Source organism: Neisseria sp. RH3002v2f (genome assembly GCF_014596375.1).
GTDB lineage: Bacteria > Pseudomonadota > Gammaproteobacteria > Burkholderiales > Neisseriaceae > Neisseria > Neisseria cinerea.
The window spans coordinates 80,040-98,880 of sequence record NZ_MAYZ01000022.1; the positions used below are offsets into that span (position 1 = coordinate 80,040).

General features: G+C 51.5%; 18 protein-coding genes. 2 read left to right on the forward strand and 16 right to left on the reverse strand.

Annotation, left to right across the window (positions count from 1 at the left end):
* Positions 1-167: 167 nt before the first annotated feature.
* The 16 genes from BBW69_RS06560 to BBW69_RS06635 all read right to left on the reverse strand — a co-directional run bounded on the left by BBW69_RS06560 (position 168) and on the right by BBW69_RS06635 (position 16,429).
* Positions 168-1,802, reverse strand: a complete 1,635-nt coding sequence (locus BBW69_RS06560) for a CTP synthase (protein WP_111727201.1) — start codon at positions 1,800-1,802, stop codon at positions 168-170.
* A gap of 111 nt (positions 1,803-1,913) precedes the next feature.
* Positions 1,914-3,584, reverse strand: a complete 1,671-nt coding sequence (locus tag BBW69_RS06565; RefSeq protein ID WP_188210806.1) for an AMP-binding protein — start codon at positions 3,582-3,584, stop codon at positions 1,914-1,916.
* A gap of 71 nt (positions 3,585-3,655) precedes the next feature.
* Positions 3,656-4,759: a tRNA 2-thiouridine(34) synthase MnmA gene (gene mnmA, locus BBW69_RS06570; RefSeq protein WP_188210852.1), complete on the reverse strand. Its 1,104-nt coding sequence runs from the start codon at positions 4,757-4,759 to the stop codon at positions 3,656-3,658.
* A gap of 126 nt (positions 4,760-4,885) precedes the next feature.
* Positions 4,886-5,359, reverse strand: coding sequence for a copper chaperone PCu(A)C (locus tag BBW69_RS06575; protein WP_003674857.1), 474 nt, complete (start codon positions 5,357-5,359; stop codon positions 4,886-4,888).
* Positions 5,360-5,495: 136 nt separating this feature from the next.
* Positions 5,496-5,879, reverse strand: coding sequence for a diacylglycerol kinase (locus BBW69_RS06580; protein ID WP_188210807.1), 384 nt, complete (start codon positions 5,877-5,879; stop codon positions 5,496-5,498).
* A 58-nt stretch (positions 5,880-5,937) separates the two neighbouring features.
* Entirely contained in the window at positions 5,938-6,894 is a 957-nt protein-coding gene (gshB, locus tag BBW69_RS06585; RefSeq protein WP_188210853.1) for a glutathione synthase, read from the reverse strand.
* A gap of 92 nt (positions 6,895-6,986) precedes the next feature.
* Positions 6,987-8,675, reverse strand: coding sequence for a glutamine--tRNA ligase/YqeY domain fusion protein (locus BBW69_RS06590; RefSeq protein WP_188210854.1), 1,689 nt, complete (start codon positions 8,673-8,675; stop codon positions 6,987-6,989).
* Between the two features lie 110 nt (positions 8,676-8,785).
* Positions 8,786-9,559, reverse strand: coding sequence for a DeoR/GlpR family DNA-binding transcription regulator (locus BBW69_RS06595; RefSeq protein WP_188210808.1), 774 nt, complete (start codon positions 9,557-9,559; stop codon positions 8,786-8,788).
* Between the two features lie 42 nt (positions 9,560-9,601).
* Positions 9,602-10,504 (reverse strand): lysine exporter LysO family protein, encoded by a 903-nt coding sequence (locus BBW69_RS06600; protein ID WP_188210809.1) that lies wholly within the window; start codon positions 10,502-10,504, stop codon positions 9,602-9,604.
* Positions 10,505-10,652: 148 nt separating this feature from the next.
* Positions 10,653-11,369, reverse strand: a complete 717-nt coding sequence (locus BBW69_RS06605) for a GntR family transcriptional regulator (protein ID WP_003674870.1) — start codon at positions 11,367-11,369, stop codon at positions 10,653-10,655.
* A 256-nt stretch (positions 11,370-11,625) separates the two neighbouring features.
* A complete protein-coding gene (locus BBW69_RS06610; RefSeq protein WP_107996571.1) occupies positions 11,626-12,048 on the reverse strand; it encodes an OsmC family protein in 423 nt (140 codons plus the stop codon).
* A 117-nt stretch (positions 12,049-12,165) separates the two neighbouring features.
* A complete protein-coding gene (locus BBW69_RS06615) occupies positions 12,166-12,837 on the reverse strand; it encodes a DUF3108 domain-containing protein (RefSeq protein WP_188210810.1) in 672 nt (223 codons plus the stop codon).
* A 15-nt stretch (positions 12,838-12,852) separates the two neighbouring features.
* Positions 12,853-13,479, reverse strand: coding sequence for a phosphoribosylglycinamide formyltransferase (gene purN, locus BBW69_RS06620; RefSeq protein WP_003674877.1), 627 nt, complete (start codon positions 13,477-13,479; stop codon positions 12,853-12,855).
* Positions 13,480-13,590: 111 nt separating this feature from the next.
* Positions 13,591-14,412 (reverse strand): FKBP-type peptidyl-prolyl cis-trans isomerase, encoded by an 822-nt coding sequence (locus BBW69_RS06625; RefSeq protein WP_188210811.1) that lies wholly within the window; start codon positions 14,410-14,412, stop codon positions 13,591-13,593.
* 107 nt (positions 14,413-14,519) lie between these two features.
* Entirely contained in the window at positions 14,520-14,960 is a 441-nt protein-coding gene (locus tag BBW69_RS06630) for a DNA polymerase III subunit chi (protein WP_188210812.1), read from the reverse strand.
* A 62-nt stretch (positions 14,961-15,022) separates the two neighbouring features.
* Entirely contained in the window at positions 15,023-16,429 is a 1,407-nt protein-coding gene (locus BBW69_RS06635; RefSeq protein ID WP_188210813.1) for a leucyl aminopeptidase, read from the reverse strand.
* Positions 16,430-16,597: 168 nt separating this feature from the next.
* Here BBW69_RS06635 and lptF point away from each other — a divergent pair, with 168 nt between their 5' ends.
* Both lptF and lptG read left to right on the forward strand, forming a co-directional pair.
* Positions 16,598-17,713 (forward strand): LPS export ABC transporter permease LptF, encoded by a 1,116-nt coding sequence (gene lptF / locus BBW69_RS06640; protein ID WP_188210814.1) that lies wholly within the window; start codon positions 16,598-16,600, stop codon positions 17,711-17,713.
* The gene (lptG, locus tag BBW69_RS06645) at positions 17,710-18,780 is read left to right on the forward strand and encodes an LPS export ABC transporter permease LptG (RefSeq protein WP_188210815.1); all 1,071 of its coding nucleotides are present in this window, start codon (positions 17,710-17,712) and stop codon (positions 18,778-18,780) included. The genes lptF and lptG overlap by 4 nt, the downstream gene beginning before the upstream one ends.
* Positions 18,781-18,841 lie beyond the last annotated feature (61 nt).

Sequence of the window (18,841 nt, forward strand, 5' to 3'; positions counted from 1 at the left end):
TACATTTTATATTATTTGATAAAAAGTTTCCGAAAATTGAAAGCCGTTGAATGTATCATCAAAGTCAAACTTCAAAATCAAACCACCCCTCCTTACCTGCAAAAATGCCGTCTGAAAACCTTTATTCAGATTTTCAGACGGCATTCTAATCACCACATACCGCGTTATCACCCTTTTTTATTGTTCAACGCGGCTTTGACAAACGCGGTGAACAAGGGATGTCCTTTGCGCGGATTGGAGGTGAACTCAGGATGGAACTGGCAGGCGAAGAACCAAGGGTGGTTCGGCAGCTCGATGGTTTCAACCAAGCGTTCACGTCCGGCAGATACGCCGCCGATAACCAAGCCTGCTTTTTCCAACTGAGGAACATAGTTGTTGTTGACTTCGTAGCGGTGGCGGTGGCGCTCGCGAATGTGTTCGCTGCCGTAGATTTTGGCGGCGAGGCTGCCTGCTTCCAATTCAACCTCTTGTGCACCCAAACGCATCGTGCCGCCCAAATCGGCGGATTCGTCGCGGGTTTCGACGCTGCCGTCGGCGGTTTGCCATTCGTCAATCAGGGCGACTACTGGAGCGGCGCATTTGAGGTCGAACTCGGTGGAGTTCGCGCCTTTCAAGCCTGCCACATCGCGGGCGTATTCAATCAGCGCAATCTGCATACCGAGGCAGATGCCCAAGTATGGCACGTTGTTTTCACGGGCATAGCGCACGGCGGCGATTTTGCCTTCCACGCCGCGCGAACCGAAACCGCCGGGAACGAGGATGGCATCCATGTCTTTGAGCATAGAAACGTCGCCGTTGTTTTTCTCGATGCTTTCGCTGTCGACAAAGGTGATTTGTACGTCGGTTTCAGTGTGAATGCCTGCGTGTTTCAAGGCTTCAATCAATGATTTGTAGGACTCGGTCAAATCGACGTATTTGCCGACCATGGCGATTTTGACGGTGTGTTTCGGGTTTTGGATGGCGTGGACGATTTTTTTCCACGCGGTCAAATCCGCCTGTTGCACGTTAAGTTGCAATTGCTCGGTAATGATGTTGTCGATGCCTTGGTCGTGCAGCATTTCGGGGCATTCGTAGATGCTGTCCACGTCGTAGCTGCCCACAATCGCGCGCTCTTCCACGTTGCAGAACAAGGCGATTTTGCGGCGTTCGTCCGCGGGCATGGTTCTGTCCATGCGGCAAATCAGGATGTCGGGCTGCAAACCGATGCTCAACATTTCTTTAACGGTGTGCTGGGTCGGCTTGGTTTTGATTTCGCCGGCAGCGGCGATGTAGGGAACGTAGCTCAAGTGGGCGAACAAGGTGTTGTTGCGTCCCAACTGGCTGCGCATCTGACGGATGGCTTCCAAAAACGGCAGCGATTCGATGTCGCCGACCGTACCGCCGATTTCGACGATGGCCACATCGTAACCCGCCGCGCCTTCATGGATGCGTCGTTTGATTTCGTCGGTAATGTGCGGAATGACTTGAACCGTACCGCCGAGATAGTCGCCGCGGCGTTCTTTGGCGATAACGTTTTCGTACACCTGCCCCGTACTGAAGCTGTTGCGGCGGGTCATGGTGGCATTGATGAAACGTTCGTAGTGTCCCAAGTCGAGGTCGGTTTCCGCACCGTCGTCGGTCACGAACACTTCGCCGTGCTGGAACGGACTCATCGTGCCGGGGTCAACGTTGATATAAGGGTCGAGCTTGAGCATGGTCACGTTCAGACCGCGCGATTCGAGGATAGTGGCAATAGAAGCGGCGGCGATACCTTTCCCGAGTGAAGATACGACGCCGCCGGTTACGAAAATAAATTTTGTCATGATGGAATACCCATGTTGGAATGTGTGATTTTAACTTGAAGCACTTGGTTCTGGCAAACAAACGAATACCGTTTCAACGGCAACCGGATATTTTCAGACGGCATATTTTCTTTATTTTCCGACACTTTGCCGTAACTCGCGACGCAGGATTTTACCGACGTTGGATTTGGGCAGTTCCTCACGGAATTCAATGTTTTTCGGAACTTTATATGCGGTCAGCCCGGTACGGCAAAAGGCGATAAGTTCTTCTTTCGTCAAAGACGGGTCTTTTCTGACGACAAACACTTTGAGAGCTTCTCCGGTTTTTTCGTCGGGAACGCCGATACAGGCAACTTCCATGACTTTGTCGTTGTGTGCGATTACCTCTTCGATTTCGTTCGGATAAACATTAAAACCGGAAACAACAATGAGGTCTTTCTTACGGTCAACCAGCTTTAACCAGCCTTTTTCGTCCATGACGGCAATATCGCCGGTTTCCAAGAAACCGCGCGCGTCTATGGCTTTGGCGGTTTCTTCGGGACGGTTCCAATAGCCTTTCATGACTTGCGGGCCGCGCACCCAAAGTTCGCCCGGCTGTCCGACGGCAACTTCTTTGCCGTCCGCATCGCGCAGTTCGACTTCGGTAGAGGGAACGGGTAGTCCGATACCGCCGCTGTATGCTTCGATATTGAGCGGGTTGCAGCACACGCCGGGGCTGGCTTCGGTCAAACCGTAGGCTTCGACAATAGGCGTACCGGTAATTTTTTTCCATTTTTCGGCAACGGCTTTTTGGGTCGCCATACCGCCGCCCAAAGTCAGCCGCAATCCTGAAAAATCGACTTCGGCAAAATCAGGACGGTTAACCATCGCGTTAAACAGTGTGTTTACGCCGATAAATACATTAATCCGCTGTTTTTTCAGTTCTCCGATAAAGCCTTTCATATCGCGCGGGTTGGTAATCAGGACAATTTTTGAACCTGCATTGGCAAAAATCATCAGATTCACGGTTAAGGCAAAAATATGGTACAGCGGCAAGGCGGCGATAACGGTTTCTTTTCCCTCACGCAACTGGTTTTTAATCCATTCTTTTGCCTGAAGCATATTGGCGCAGATATTGCCGTGACTCAGCACCGCCCCTTTGGCAACACCTGTCGTGCCGCCCGTGTATTGCAACAGCGCGGTATCTTCGCGGTTTAATGCGACAGGTTGGAAAACGTGCTTCGCCCCCTCTTTCAATGCCGTCTGAAAGGAAACGGTTTCCCGAATACGGTATTCGGGAACCATTTTCTTGATTTTTCGGATGATGAAATTGATCAGCGAACCTTTAAGCAGCCCGAACATTTCACCGACGGAGGCGACGATGACGTGTTTGATCTGCGTGCGCGGCAACACCAGCTCCAACGTGTTGGCGAAATTTTCCAAAACGATGATGGCGGTCGCGCCGCTGTCTTTCAACTGATGCTCCAGCTCGCGCGGGGTATAGAGCGGATTGGTGTTCACCGCCACCAAACCTGCCTGCAAAATACCAAAAAGCGCAACCGGATATTGCAGTACATTGGGCAACATTATTGCCACACGCTCTCCTCGAGGCAATTTAAGGACGTTTTGCAGATAAGAAGCAAAATCTGTTGCCAGTTTGCCGGTTTCGGCATAAGTCAGCGTCTTGCCCATGTTTTGAAAAGCAGGTTGACCGGCAAATTTCCTGACACTTTGGCAAAATACATCGCTGACGGAACCGTATTGCGTGATGTCGATTTCGGCATTCACACCCTGTTCGTAACTGTCTAACCAGATTTTTTCCATAATTTTCGGTCTTTTAGAGTAAAATGAAGCAGAACTATGCCGTCTGAAAACCGTTTCAGACGGCATTACCTTTATCGCGTGATGATGACAGGCTTGTCGGTTGATTGGATGATGCCGCCGCCCAAGCAGACATCACCCTCATACAGCACAGCGGATTGACCGGGCGTGACCGCCCATTGCGGTTCGTCAAACACCAGCTCGACCGTTTCATCGTCTAGATAACGCAATTCACACGGCGCGTCCGCCATGCGGTAGCGGGTTTTGCAGGTGTAGCGCCCTTCTTTCGGACGCTCGGGCAGCGTAAAACTCAAATCATTCATGACGAGGCTGCGGGTATAGAGCAGCGGATGGTCATGACCTTGTACGACGATGAGTTCATTTTTCGTCAAATCCTTCGCGGCGACAAACCACGGCTCACCCGCGCCGCCGATGCCCAATCCTTTGCGCTGTCCGAGCGTGTAAAACATCAGCCCGACGTGTTCGCCGACGGTTTTCCCTTCGGGTGTCACCATTTTGCCGTTGTCGGTCGGCAGGTATTTCTGCAGGAACTCGCGGAACGGACGCTCGCCGATGAAACAGATGCCGGTGCTGTCTTTTTTAGCGGCAGTCGGCAAATTAAATTCGGCGGCAAGGCGGCGGACTTCGGGTTTTTCCAAACCGCCCAACGGAAAAATCGCGCGCTCGAGTTGGAAAGGCTTGAGGCGGTAGAGGAAATAGCTTTGGTCTTTGTTTTGATCCAAACCTTTGAGCAGGTAATGCACGCCATTGCGGACTTCTTTGCGCGCATAGTGTCCGGTGGCGATGATATCGGCTCCCTGCTCTATGGCATAGTCCAAAAAGCATTTGAATTTGATTTCGGCATTGCACAACACATCCGGATTCGGCGTGCGCCCCGCACTGTATTCCTGAAGAAAATAAGCAAAGACTTTGTCTTTATATTGCGCGGCGAAATTAACGATGTCGATATCGATACCGACAATATCGGCAACGGCGATCGCATCGAACGAATCCTGTTTAATGCTGCAATATTCGTCATTGTCGTCATCCTCCCAGTTTTGCATGAATACACCGCGCACTTGATAACCCTGCTGCTTGAGTAGGGCGGCGGTTACGGAAGAATCGACACCGCCAGAGAGTCCGACGATGATATTGGTGGTGTTTGCTGTCGTATTCATGCGTAGAATATGGTTGGAAACGGCGGTTTTTAAAGGCATATTCTAACATACTTTGCCAACAGGTATAAAAATGCCGTCTGAAGGAAAGGGACATTCCTTCAGACGGCATTCGGATATATTAGACAATCAGTGTTGATGCGCTTCGCCGTGGTGATGATCGTGGTCCATTGCCGGCATAGGCGCGGTTTTGATTTCCAATTGTACGGTTTGCGCCTTGGCATTTTTGAATTTCAGGGTAACGGGAATTTTCTCACCCTCTTTTAATTGTTTTTTCAAACCCATAAACATGACATGATAGCTGCCGGGTTTGAGTTCGGTAACGGACTTCGCATCCAAAGGCACGCCGCCTTTGACTTCGCGCATACGCATCACGCCGTTATCATTGATATGGGTATGCACTTCGACACGTTCGGCAACAGGGCTGCTTCCGCCGAGCAGAAAGTCTTGTTTGGCTTCGTCGTTGTGGATTTTCATGAACGCTCCGCCCATTTTCATACCTTCGACGGTGGCACGCGCCCAGCCGTCTTCAACATGAACGCCCGCCGCGGAAGCCGCTCCTGCCAAACCTGCCATCATTACGGCTGCCAATAGTTTTTTCATCTTTCTACTCCTTAAATGTCAAACGAGGATGCGCTCATCTTACAGACAAATACCGTTCGGAAATTTGATATAGATTAAGCGAATAATAAATACTACATACTAATCCTAAATGATTATAAAACCTGCCGCAAGTATTTTATCCAAAAAGGACAGGCAGCCAAACCGCCGCCAACATCAGCATGGCAACCAGTTGTGCGGCAGAACCTGCATCTTTGGCACGTTTGGCCAGTTCGTGCCTCTCAGTCGACGTATGATCGACGGCGGCTTCAATGGCGGTATTGACCAATTCGACAATGACCGATACAAAAGACGCGATAACCAACGGCAGGCGGAGGGACGTTTCGGAAACCCAAAAAAATGCCGCGCACACCAGCAGCACGTTCAGCCACAAAACCTGACGGAATGCAGCCTCATAACGGTAGGCGGCGGCGATGCCGTCTATAGAGTAGTCGAAAGCGTTGATGATGCGCCTGATGCCGCTTTTGCCTTTTTTACTAGTCGCATAAGAAGACGGTTTCATAAAAATCTTTTCAAAAATGCCGTCTGAAAACAGGAAAACATTTCAGACGGCATGGTTTTTAATGTACAGACCACTCGGCAACGGCATCTGCAAACACTGCTGCCACATCGAAACCTTTTTGTTTCATGATTTCTTGGAATCCGGTCGGGCTGGTTACGTTGACTTCGGTCAAGTTGCTTCCGATAACGTCCAAACCGGCAAGCAGGATGCCTCGCCGTTTAAGCTCGGGAGCCAGAGTCTCTGCAATTTCTCGGTCGCGTTCGCTCAATTCCTGCGCCACGCCGCGCCCTCCTGCCGCCAGATTGCCGCGTGTTTCGCCGTTTTGAGGAATACGCGCCAAAGCATAGGGGACGACTTCTCCACCGATAATCAGGATGCGCTTGTCACCGTGTACGATTTCGGGAAGGTAGCGTTGCGCCATGATGGTGCGGGAATCAAGCTGCATCAGGGTTTCGAGGATGCTGCCGATGTTAGGGTCTTTTTCGGTCAGGCGGAAAATGCCCATACCGCCCATGCCGTCGAGCGGTTTGATGATGATGTCGCTGTGTTCTTTCAAAAATGCGCGGACATCGGCAGAACGGGTCGTTACCAGCGTAGGCGCAGTGAACCGGCTGAAATTCAAAATCGCCAGTTTTTCATTGAAGTCACGCATCGCCTGTCCGCTGTTAAAGACCTTCGCGCCCTGTTGCTCCGCCAGCGTCAGAAGCTGTGTGGCGTAGAGGTATTGCATATCGAACGGCGGATCGGTGCGCATAATGACGGCATCAAATTCTTTTAATGCCGTCTGAACTTTCCCAGCGGATTCGAACCACGCATGATCATCATCGGCTTTTGCACCCAAAAATTCAAATGCCGATGCCTGTGCCGTTACCAAACCGCCGTTTACAGACAATTCCCCGCTCAATGTGTGAAACAGTTGCCAGCCGCGTTTTGCCATCTCGCGCATCATGGCGTAGGTAGTGTCTTTGTAAGTTTTGAAACTTGCCATAGGGTCGGCGATAAAGAGGACTTTCATCATGTTTCCTTTCCGGTGTGCCGAATGTGCCGCATTTCGCGGGTAAAGGAGAAATGCCGTCCGAACAATATTCAGACGGCAAGGATGAGGTTTTACTTAGGCTGCCAAGAATCTTTCAGCGTGACCGTGCGGTTAAACACCGGCGTGTCTTTGCTGTGGTCTTTGCGGTCGGTAACAAAATAGCCGATACGCTCGAACTGCCAACGGCTTTCTGCCGGCAAATCTTTTGCGACAGGTTCGGCGTAAGCGGTGATTTCCTTGATGGATTCAGGATTAAGGAAATCGGTAAACGGCAGGTATTCGCCGTCTTCGCCGCGTACGGCATCGGGACGCTCGACGGTAAAGAGGCGGTCGTACAGGCGGACTTTGATTTCGGCTGCATGTTCGGCGGACACCCAGTGAATCACGCCTTTAACTTTACGGCCTTCTGGATTTTTGCCCAAGGTGTCGTGGTCGATGCTGCATTTGAGTTCGACCACATTGCCTGCCTCGTCTTTTACGACTTCATCGCACTTAATCACATAGCCGTGACGCAAACGCACTTCGCCGCCGGGAATCAGGCGCTTGAAGCCTTTAGGCGGATTTTCGGCAAAGTCGTCCGCTTCGATGTAGATAGTTTGGGACACGGGGATTTCGCGCTCGCCCATTTCCTCGTGGTTCGGATGGAACGCGGCGCGGCGGCTTTGGGTTTTGCCGGCTTCAAAGTTGGTCAGTGTTACTTTGAGCGGGTTCAAGACTGCCATCAGGCGCGGAGCGGAGTTTTCCAACTCTTCGCGAATCGCACCTTCCAATACGCTCATATCGACGATGTTTTCAGATTTGGAAATACCGGCGCGTTTGGCAAACAGACGCAGGCCTTCGGGCGTGTAGCCGCGGCGGCGCATACCGGAAATGGTCGGCATACGCGGATCGTCCCAGCTGGAAACGTGGCCGTCTGAAACCAGTTGGTTCAGCTTGCGTTTGGACGTGATGGAATACAGAAGCTCCAAACGGGAAAACTCGTATTGGCGCGGACGTGTGGCGTGCGGCGCGGGGATGTTGTCCAACACCCAGTCATACAGCGGACGGTGGGCTTCAAATTCGAGTGTGCACAAGGAATGCGTGATGCCTTCGATGGCATCGGAAATGCAATGCGTGTAGTCGTACATCGGGTAGATGCACCATTTGTCGCCAGTGTTGTGGTGATGGGCGCGGCGGATGCGGTAGATGACGGGGTCGCGCATATTGATGTTGCCTGATGCCATGTCGATTTTCAGGCGCAGGGTTTTGCTGCCATCGGGAAACTCGCCGTTTTTCATACGCGTGAACAGGTCGAGGTTTTCTTCGACGCTGCGGTCGCGGTAAGGGCTGTTTTTGCCTGCTTCGGTCAGCGTACCGCGGTATTCGCGCATTTCTTCAGGCGTCAAATCATCGACATACGCTTTGCCGTCTTTGATTAAACCGACGGCGTAATCATAGAGCTGATCGAAATAGTTGGAAGCGAAACGCGGCTCGCCCGCCCAATGGAAGCCCAACCACTCGACGTCTTCTTTGATGGCGTTGACGTATTCGTCGTTTTCTTTTTCAGGATTGGTATCGTCAAAACGCAGGTTGCACAAGCCGTCGTAAATATAAGCCAAACCGAAGTTCAGGCAGATGGATTTGGCGTGGCCGATGTGCAGGTAGCCGTTGGGTTCTGGCGGGAAACGGGTTTGGATGGCATTGTGTTTGCCGCTTTTGAGGTCTTCTTCGATGAGGGTGCGGATGAAGTGGTTGTCCGCGAATTGGTCTTTATTGAGCATGGTTTTCTTCAAATGGATGGTTTCAGACGGCATAAATGTTATCGGAATACCGTCTGAAACGGTTTGGGAATGTGTTTATTGTACCCGACTTGCAGGCTTTGACATAGCGTTCAGACGGCATCGGAAACCAAACATTCCACACCTGCCTCTTTCAGCATCTTCTGCATGACGGTATCGGGCAACCGGTCGGTAAATACTTTGTCAAACGCCGTAATGTCGCCAAGCCGGACCAACGCGTTGCTGCGGAATTTGCTATGATCGACACCCAGGAAGCGGACGCGCGCGTTGGCAATCATCGCCTGCATGACGCTGACTTCCTTGTAATCGTAATCCAAAAGCGAACCGTCGCTTTCCACACCGTGTGTGCTCATCACGGCATAATCGACTTTGAACTGGTTGATGAAATCGACGGTCGCCACGCCGGTAATGCCGCCGTCCAAAGGGCGGACGACTCCGGAAGTGATAATGACCGTATAATCCGTACGTGCCGAAACGATGGAGGCGACGTGGATGTTGTTGGTAATAATCCGCAGGCTGCTGCGTCGCTTCACCAGCTCCGATGCCACTGCCTCCATGGTCGTACCGATACTGACAAACAATGATGACTCGTCAGGAATATGTTCCGCAATCAGCCGGGCAATGGCATTTTTTTCATTTTGACATTGAATCTGGCGGTTTGAAGGCAGGCTGTCTGACAGGCTTCCGTTTGATGATGCGCCGCCGTGATAACGCTTCAGCCTGCCGCTTTCGCTCAATTCCTGAATATCACGGCGTATCGTCTGCGGTGTAACTTCCAATCTGGCGGCAAGATCGTCAACCGTCATAAACTGATATTTTTGGACAAGGCTCAAAATTTGTCCGTGCCTTTGAATTTTCAGTTTCATATGTTTTTATTTCATTTCCTACGAATGTGGATTTTACCGCGTTCAGCCCAGCGTAGAAAACACCACCATCAGAAACGGGGCGGCGATATTGACCACCACGCCGAAGCTGACCGCTACCGGTACGACTTCCAAACCACCCGCACCCTGAATCACGGGCAATGTGAAATCCATACTGGTCGCACCTCCGACTCCCACCGCCGCATCTGGAAAACGCTTCATCAGCAGTGGAATAAATGCCAGTGCAAACAGCTCTCGTGCCAAATCGTTCAGCAGCATGATGCTGCCCCATACCGCCCCGTAAGCCTCGGTCATGACCAAACCCGAGAGGGAATACCAACCGAAGCCGGAAGCCATCGCCAAACCTTTCGTCAACGACACACCGTCTGCCGATGCGGCAAACAGCAGCCCGCCTGAAAGAGATGAAAGCATAAACCAGACCGACAGCCGAATCCCCCTGCGGTTGACCAAAACCTGCCGCAACGATACGCCGCTGCTTTTGAGCTGTACGCCGATGAGGAACACCAGCAGCATCAGACAATACATGCCCGCGTTTTCAGACGGCATCCAAATATCGCGCATCAATTTACCGGACACAAAACCGAGCACCACGCATCCGAGCTGCCTCACACTGCCCGACACACCGACCGAAACACCCTTCCCTTTCCCATTCGGCCGCCACGGAAATAACTTTCCTAAAACTGCCAAGACAATCAGGTTCGCCCCTACCGTACAAAAAAACAACCATAAGGTCGTCAGTGCGATATCGTCCAACTGCGTACCCAAGTTTTCCACACGTGCAAGCGATACACCGATTAGCAGAAGCACGGCATACACCAAAACCGACAACATTCTGTCCAACACGCTCAGATAAGGTTTGGGAACACGGATAAAAAATCCGGCGAACATCGGTACCAATACCGAAAGCAACGTCATCAGGCTGTTCATCCCCTGTTCTCCTTTATTGCCGCATAATATGTTCGGCTTGAAAATGCCGTCTGAAAATTGTAAATACCCGCATCCATATTTCAGACGACATCCGAACTGCCATTAAAAAACCGCCTGAACACACTCAGACGGCCGGCCGTTCCAAAACTTAAACTTCCAAAGTCTTTTCCAAACGCTCCATGCATTTGCCCAAATGTTTGCGTAGAATCTTGACCACCCTGTTCCGCTTACCCGCCAGCAGCAGGTCGAGGATTTCCCGATGTTCGGAATGCGTGTGCGTATTGATTGCGTGCTTTTCCTTCCGGTGCACGCCCGCCACGGCGACAATCAGGGAAGATCGCGCGCACAGCGTGTTCATAATATCAAACAGCACATCGTTGCCCAACAACCGGGCCAGTTCGACATGAAACGCATTGGACAGGCGGTTCCAACCCACGCGGTCGCCTTTTCCGGATGCCTCCTCTTCGCGCTCTATCATCGCATAAAGCGGTTTGAGTAAGGTTTCCAAATCAGGCAGCCCGGCAAGTATGTTTAAAATCATTGTCTCCATCTCAATGCGCGCATTGAATACATCACGCATCTCCTTCAGGTCGGGAACATGAACAAACGCCCCCCTGTTGGGCTGTAAATCGACAATCTTATCGTGCGCCAAAAGTGACAACGCACCCCGAACCGTATTTCGCGAACACACCATCTGACGGCAAAGCTCGGATTCGGTCAGCTTCTTACCCGGAAGCAGCACATGGTCGGTAATACCGTCCAAAATACGTGCGTAAACACGGAAAAGTTCCGAATCGTGCCGCTCTTCAAGAATCAGGGAAGAAGTTGTGGGCGCATGGATAATGCTGTCGTTTTCAAGGTTCATGATGTCTCCCGTATTTTCACGCTTTCAAAAGTTTCTTAAGATATAATTAAAAATTGTTGACAATCTTAAATCAAGGCTGCACAATGTGCAGACAAAGCCAAGTATTATAAAGGCTGGTAGAGAGAGAAAGAAGCAAGCAGATATATTCGGGGGTGTAGCCTGAATATATCTGCTTTTTTATGCACTTCTGACTTATCCGCCATTCCTTTTCCTTTCAGACGGCATCGGATATTTTCCTCATGATGCCGTCTGATGCTTATTTCTCCGCCTCGACAGTTTCAAAACTATGGGTAATCTTTGCCGCTTTGCCCAACATAATCGAAGCCGAACAGTATTTTTCGGCAGACATCTGAACGGCGCGCTCAATGGCCGATTCTTTCAAATCATGCCCGATTACCTTGAAATGGATGTGGATTTCAGTAAACACGCGCGGCGCATCGTCTGCCCGTTTCGCCGTTACCGTCGCCTGGCAGTCAATAACTTTCTGACGCTGTTTTTCGGCAATCATCACAACATCGATACTCGAACAACCCGCCACGCCCAACAGCAGCATCTCCATCGGGCTGGGTCCCCGCTTGACCGCACCTTCTGCCGCCGCACCTTCCATAACGACACTGTGCCCGCCTTCAGTCGTACCGACAAAACACATCCCGTCTATCCATTTTGATGTAATCTGCATGATGGAGTTCCTAAAAATAACATTAAAACCGCCGTTTATATGGCATTATTGTAAACAATTCCAAGCGGTCTATACAAAAAAACCAAAAAAGGCGGCAATCTTCCTTCTAAAGCCTGCCTACTGTCTGACCGGCCGACCGTTGATTTGCGCCGACTTGAGTTTCAATGTATAGGTCTTGCCGTCGTCGTTGTACCCGATTTGTGCCGGAATATTATACAGGGACGGCGCAAAGAAATAAGTTACCGTATCATCACCCCTTTTGACACGATATTTGACAATCTCGGTTTCCACACCGTCTATACTGTATCTGCCTACGCCTGTTTTATTCAGGCCGCCAACGGGATAAAGTTTTTTACCGTTGGTAATTTTCAGACCGGAGGGAAGTTTCGCGTCGTTTGCCGCCAGCTGCCATGCCAATGTGAATAAATCCATAGCCTTGGGGCTTGGCTCGGTTTTACTCTCTCCGGCTTTGCCGTAAGTTACGCTACCGTCGGCGAACTTGGCTTCCGCATATAGTTTTCCGCCACGTATATCTTTGTAGTAGGCAGGATGCAGTGTATTGCCGCTAACCGTACCTCCTGATTCGAAACGGATATTGTACAAAGGCACTTTGATCGTCGAAACGATTTTGTAGCCGTTGCCGCTGCGCGTAAACACCATAGTGGCAGGAATGCCGTAACTGCCCGAATAGTGCAGCGTGGCAGACTGAGGCAGCTCTGCCGCATACACATACGGTAATGCGGCAGATAAAATGACGGCTGAAAATACATTTTTAAGAGGTTTCATCATTTGCTCCCTTTCGGTTCATGCCAGCAAGAAACAAGCGGCATCCGCACTTTCCTTTTTCTTCACACGGTTACCCTCGATGCTCAGGAGGCCGGCGGCAAAATCGGCAACAGCTTTCGGGTAAAGTTTATGCTCGACAGCTAAAACCCGTGCGGCAATATCGTCTGCCGTATCACCATCAAGTATCGGCACAATCCCTTGCGATACAATCGGGCCGCAATCCAGCTCGGCCGTAACAAAATGAATAGTACAGCCGGCAACGCGGCAACCTGCCTCCAAAGCGCGTTCGTGCGTATGAAGCCCGGTAAACGAAGGAAGGATGGACGGGTGAATGTTCATCAGCCTGCCTTCGTAATGGGCGCAAAACTCGGGGGTCAGAATCCGCATAAAACCTGCCAAAACCACCAAGTCGGGTTGATATGCATCGATTTTTTCCATCATGGCCGTATCGAAGGCAAGTCGTGATTCAAAGTTTTTATGATTCAGGCTGTCGGTCGGAATACCCTGACCAGCCGCCCATTTCAGTCCTTCCGCCGTTTCGCTGTTGCTTAACACGGCAGCGATATGGACATTTGGAACGGCAGCATTGACGATGGCTTGCATGTTGCTGCCGCGCCCTGAAATCAGAATGACGATCTTCTTCATATGGGTGTACTTTTTGGAGTATGCACCGTCTGTTTCCTACGCTTGATGCGCAATTCAGACGGCATTGACCGTAAAAATGCCCGAAAACCTGTTTCGGGCATGGATTCGGACTTAATTTACTTTTTTGATGTCGACTTGTGCCGGCTGTTGGGCAGGTGCATTTTCGGGTGCACCAACCTTAACCAGTTTCACATCAAATACCAAAGTGGAGTTCGGACCGATTTTTTCGCCCGCACCCTGTTCGCGGTAAGCAAGGTTGGACGGAATGTAGAACGTGGCTTCGCCGCCTTCTTTCAGGAGTTGGACGCCTTCGGTCCAACCCGGAATCACTTGGCTTAACGGGAAGGTTGCCGGACCGCCGTTGGCTTTGCTGCTGTCGAATACGGTACCGTCAATCAGGCGGCCTTCGTATTCCACAGTAACGATATCATCTTTTGTCGGCTGTTTACCTTCACCCTGTTTGGTGATTTTGTACTGCAAACCGGAAGCAGTGGTCTTCACACCGTCTTTGGCGGCATTTTCCTTCAGGAAGGCTTCGCCTTTTTCTTTGTTGGCCTTCGCATCCGCCTTGTGTTTTTCTACGGCTTTAGCCTGCTGCTCCTGCAGGAATTTCATCATCACTTCCTGAGCCTGCTCTTCGGTCATTTTGATTTCTTTGCCGTCATACATTGCCTGCAGTGCTTCGGTAAAGACTTTCAAATCGATTTCCGCACCCTGCTCCTTCATCTGTTTCAGGGAGCGTCCGATGTCCACACCCATAGCATAGCTTGCCTGCTGCATGGTATTGCCGATTGAAGAAGTATCGCCCTGCGCGGCAGAAGCTGCGGCAGGCTCAGATGCGGATGATGTGGGTACGGTTTCTTTTTTGCCGCAGGCAGAAAGTGCCAAAGTGGCGGCAAGGGTCAGTGCGCTGATTTTGAAAATTTTGTTCATAATAGCTCTTCGCTGTTAATAAGGTCGGAAAAACGGGATTATAGCCGAGTTTGAATCAAATAGAATCAAAGCTGTTTAAATTTTGTAAGTATAGCGGCAAGATGGCATTAACCCCTCCCACCCATGCCGTGGTGTTCGATGTGGAAACCGCTTTTACGGTAGGCGGCAAAACGCCCACGTGCCTCGGCAAGTTCCTCAAGGCTGCTGCCGACGATTTCCAAGATACGTTCCGGCAATACGGGCGCAGCATTCCAAAAATCATCCGATAAATTAAGAACCGTCATATTTTCCGCAATTTCGGGAATCCTATCGCCGGCCGCCAACAAAACCGGCGTATCCGTCGGCATCGGATACTCTGTTGTCCAGACTTCATGAGGAACAAAACTTTCCGCTTCATATTGCCAGAGTGTTTTGTCCAATTCTTGAACCTGCCCGAACGAGTCTGACCACACCAGCACCCTACCCCCGTCCCGGATGGCGCGCGCAATCAACCGACAGGTAAAAAGGGGGATTTGGTCAACATGGGTATAAAAGGTAACTTTCGGCATATTGTTTGAGTATTTGACAGGATGATGCCGTCTGAAAGGCTTCAGACGGCATCATGATACCATTAAAGATGACGCAGATAGTTCAGCAACAAGGGAACGGGGCGGCCGGTCGCGCCTTTTTCGCTGCCGGATTTCCATGCCGTACCCGCGATGTCGAGGTGTGCCCACGGGTAATCTTCGGTGAAGTAAGACAGGAAGGTGGCGGCGGTAATCGTGCCTGCACCGGGTGTACCAATATTAGGGATGTCGGCAAAATTGGATTTGAGCTGGTCTTTATAGGTCTCAAAGAGCGGCAGTTGCCATGCTTTGTCGTCCACGTTGCGGGAGGCAGCGAGCAGGCTGTCGACCAAATCCTGATCGTTGCCCATCACGCCGCTGACATCATGACCCAAGGCGATGATGCACGCGCCGGTCAGGGTGGCGACGTCGATAACAGCTTTGGGTTTAAACTGCTCGGCGTAAGTGAGCGCGTCACACAAAATCAGACGGCCTTCGGCATCGGTGTTCAACACTTCGATGGTCAAGCCTTTCATGCTTTTCACGACATCGCCCGGTTTGTTGGCCGCGCCGGAAGGCATGTTTTCACAAGTGGCGACGACGGCAATCAGGTTGATCGGCAGTTGTAGTTTGACGGCGGCGCAGAAGGTACTGATGACGGTTGCCGCGCCGCACATGTCGAACTTCATTTCGTCCATGTTCAGACCGGGTTTGAGGGAAATGCCGCCGGTGTCGAAGGTAATGCCTTTGCCGACCAAGACGACGGGGGCGGCTTCTTTGTCGGCTGCACCGAAATAGCTCAGTTCGACCAAATATGGGTCTTCGACGCTGCCTTTGGCGACAGACCAGAACGAACCCATGTTTTCTTTGATGTAGTCTTTTTCGATGATTTTGGCGTGTGCACCGAGTTTTTCGGCTTCGGCTTTGGCTGTGCGCGCTAAAAATTCGGGCGTGCATTCGTTGGGCGCGGCGTTGCCCAAATCGCGGCAGAGGCTTTGTCCGTAAACCTGTGCTTCGGCGACGCGCAGGGCTTCTTTGACGGCGGCTTCGTGTGCGGTGTGGAACACGGCTTGTGCGAATTTGGCGGGCTTTGCTTCTTTTTTGTAGCGGTCGAAACGGTAGGCAGCATTGCCGAACGCAATCGCAAACGCTTCGGCAACGGCTGCCGCTTGCGCTTCATCGAAGGCATGGATGTCCACATTAACCGTTTCTTGATTTTGCGCCCATTTGGCGGCTTCGGCTGCGGCTTTGTTCAGCGCGGCGCGGTCGGTTTTTTCGAGACGGACGACGGCGACTGCCTGCAAACCGTTGTCCGTCGGGATTTTGGTGTCGGCGAAATTTTGACCTTCTTCAAGGGAAGACAAAAGGGCAAGGGAGGTCGGGTGGTTTAATTGCGCTGCTTCGGTGCAGACAAATAACTGTGCGCCTGCCTGTTGCGGCTGCAAGGTTCCGGCTTTTGTGCTAAATTCCACGTTTATTCTCCTGATTGAGATGGTTTCGGGTAGTTTCAGACGACCCTTTGCATCAAGAGGTCGTCTGAAAACGGTTGGAAAGATTGTACTCCATTTGAGAGGTCGTCTGAAACCTTGCGCAGACAATCCGCCTGCGCCGAACCGCTTACCGCTCCTAGCCGCGATTCTATGATTTATCAAAGAAACTTCATCAAAGAACTCTCCTTTACCGCTGTCGGCATTTTCGTCGTCCTCCTGGCGGTGTTGGTCTCCACGCAGGCAATCAACCTGCTCGGTCGTGCCGCCGACGGGCGCGTCGCCATCGATGCCGTGTTGGCATTGGTCGGCTTCTGGGTCATCGGCATGACCCCGCTTTTGCTGGTGTTGACCGCATTTATCAGTACGTTGACCGTATTGACCCGCTACTGGCGCGACAGCGAAATGTCGGTTTGGCTCTCTTGCGGATTGGCATTGAAACAATGGATACGCCCGGTCATGCAGTTTGCCGTGCCGTTTGCCATTTTGATTGCCGTCATGCAGCTTTGGGTAATGCCGTGGGCAGAGTTGCGCAGCCGCGAATATGCCGAAATTTTGAAGCAGAAGCAGGAGTTGTCTTTGGTGGAAGCCGGCGAGTTCAATAACTTGGGCAAGCGCAACGGCAGGGTTTATTTTGTCGAAACCTTCGATACCGAATCCGGCATCATGAAAAACCTGTTCCTGCGCGAGCAGGACAAAAACGGCAACGACAACATTATCTTCGCCAAAGAGGGCAATTTTTCGCTGACCGACAACAAACGCACGCTTGAATTGCGCGACGGCTACCGTTATAGCGGTACGCCCGGCAAAGCCGATTACAACCGCGTTTCTTTCCAACACCTCAGCCTGATTATCAGCACCACGCCCAAACTCATCGACCCTGTTTCACACCGCCGAACCATTCCGACCGCACAACTGATTGGTAGCAGCAATCCCCAACACCAGGCGGAATTGATGTGGCGTATTTCGTTGACTGTCAGCGTTTTGTTGCTGTGCCTGCTTGCCGTGCCGCTTTCCTATTTCAATCCGCGCAGCGGCCATACCTACAATATCCTGATTGCCATCGGTTTGTTTTTGGTTTACCAAAACGGGCTGACATTTCTGCGCAATGCCGTGGAAGACGGCAAAATCCATTTCTGGCTCGGACTGCTGCCTATGCACATCATCATGTTTGTGATTGCCGTCGTCCTGCTGCGCGTGCGTAGTATGCCTAGCCAACCCTTCTGGCAGGCGGTTGCCAAAAGTCTGACATTGAAAGGCGGAAAATGAACCTGATTTCACGTTACATCATCCGTCAAATGGCGGTTATGGCGGTTTACGCCCTCCTTGCCTTCCTCGCTTTGTACAGCTTTTTTGAAATCATCAACGAAGTCGGCGATCTTGGAAAAGGCAGCTATAACGGCGCAAAGTTGGGGCAATACGTCCTCATGCAGATGCCCGCGCGCGCATATGAACTGATGCCGCTTGCCGTTTTGATCAGCGGCCTGATTTCCCTCAGTCAACTGGCTTCCGGCAGCGAGCTGACCGTTATCAAAGCCAGCGGCATGAGCACCAAAAAGCTGCTGTTGATTCTGTCGCAGTTCGGTTTGATTTTTGCCCTCGCCACCGCCGCACTCGGCGAATGGATTGCCCCCGTCCTCAGCCAAAAAGCTGAAAACATCAAATCTGCCGCCATCAACGGCAAAATCAGCACCGGCAATACCGGCCTTTGGCTGAAAGAAAAAAACAGCATCATCAACGTGCGTGAAATGCTGCCCGACCACACCCTGCTGGGCATTAAAATTTGGGCGCGCAACGACAAAAACGAGCTGACGCAAGCAACAGAAGCCGAATCCGCCGTTTTAAACAACGACGGCAGTTGGCAGTTGAAAAACATCCGCCGCAGCACACTTGGCGAAGACAAAGTCGAAGTCTCCACCGCCGCCGAAGAAACCTGGCCGATTGCCGTCAAGCGCAACCTGATGGACGTATTGCTCGTCAAACCCGACCAAATGTCCATCAGCGAACTGACCACCTACATCAGCCACCTCGAAAACAACAACCAAAACACCCAAATCTACGCCATCGCCTGGTGGCGCAAATTGGTTTACCCCGTCGCCGCCTGGGTGATGGCACTCGTCGCCTTCGCCTTCACCCCGCAAACCACCCGCCACGGCAATATGGGTTTGAAACTCTTCGGCGGCATCTGCTTAGGCTTGCTGTTCCACTTCGCCGGACGGCTTTTCGGTTTTACCAGCCAACTCTACGGCGTCCCGCCCTTCTTCGCCGGCGCACTGCCCACCATAGCCTTCGCCCTGCTCGCCGTTTGGCTGATACGGAGGCAGGAAAAACGTTAAAAACATGCCGTTTGAACTTCTTTTCAGACGGCATTCATTTTCATTGACATGTCCATACCGA

Bases quoted from the DNA above. Each gene is read 5' to 3' on its own strand.
- BBW69_RS06560 (WP_111727201.1), bottom strand. From the start codon at position 1,802: ATGACAAAATTTATTTTCGTAACCGGCGGCGTCGTATCTTCACTCGGG.
- BBW69_RS06565 (WP_188210806.1), bottom strand. From the start codon at position 3,584: ATGGAAAAAATCTGGTTAGACAGTTACGAACAGGGTGTGAATGCCGAA.
- mnmA (WP_188210852.1), bottom strand. From the start codon at position 4,759: ATGAATACGACAGCAAACACCACCAATATCATCGTCGGACTCTCTGGC.
- BBW69_RS06575 (WP_003674857.1), bottom strand. From the start codon at position 5,359: ATGAAAAAACTATTGGCAGCCGTAATGATGGCAGGTTTGGCAGGAGCG.
- BBW69_RS06580 (WP_188210807.1), bottom strand. From the start codon at position 5,879: ATGAAACCGTCTTCTTATGCGACTAGTAAAAAAGGCAAAAGCGGCATC.
- gshB (WP_188210853.1), bottom strand. From the start codon at position 6,894: ATGAAAGTCCTCTTTATCGCCGACCCTATGGCAAGTTTCAAAACTTAC.
- BBW69_RS06590 (WP_188210854.1), bottom strand. From the start codon at position 8,675: ATGCTCAATAAAGACCAATTCGCGGACAACCACTTCATCCGCACCCTC.
- BBW69_RS06595 (WP_188210808.1), bottom strand. From the start codon at position 9,559: ATGAAACTGAAAATTCAAAGGCACGGACAAATTTTGAGCCTTGTCCAA.
- BBW69_RS06600 (WP_188210809.1), bottom strand. From the start codon at position 10,504: ATGAACAGCCTGATGACGTTGCTTTCGGTATTGGTACCGATGTTCGCC.
- BBW69_RS06605 (WP_003674870.1), bottom strand. From the start codon at position 11,369: ATGAACCTTGAAAACGACAGCATTATCCATGCGCCCACAACTTCTTCC.
- BBW69_RS06610 (WP_107996571.1), bottom strand. From the start codon at position 12,048: ATGCAGATTACATCAAAATGGATAGACGGGATGTGTTTTGTCGGTACG.
- BBW69_RS06615 (WP_188210810.1), bottom strand. From the start codon at position 12,837: ATGATGAAACCTCTTAAAAATGTATTTTCAGCCGTCATTTTATCTGCC.
- purN (WP_003674877.1), bottom strand. From the start codon at position 13,479: ATGAAGAAGATCGTCATTCTGATTTCAGGGCGCGGCAGCAACATGCAA.
- BBW69_RS06625 (WP_188210811.1), bottom strand. From the start codon at position 14,412: ATGAACAAAATTTTCAAAATCAGCGCACTGACCCTTGCCGCCACTTTG.
- BBW69_RS06630 (WP_188210812.1), bottom strand. From the start codon at position 14,960: ATGCCGAAAGTTACCTTTTATACCCATGTTGACCAAATCCCCCTTTTT.
- lptF (WP_188210814.1), top strand. From the start codon at position 16,598: ATGATTTATCAAAGAAACTTCATCAAAGAACTCTCCTTTACCGCTGTC.
- lptG (WP_188210815.1), top strand. From the start codon at position 17,710: ATGAACCTGATTTCACGTTACATCATCCGTCAAATGGCGGTTATGGCG.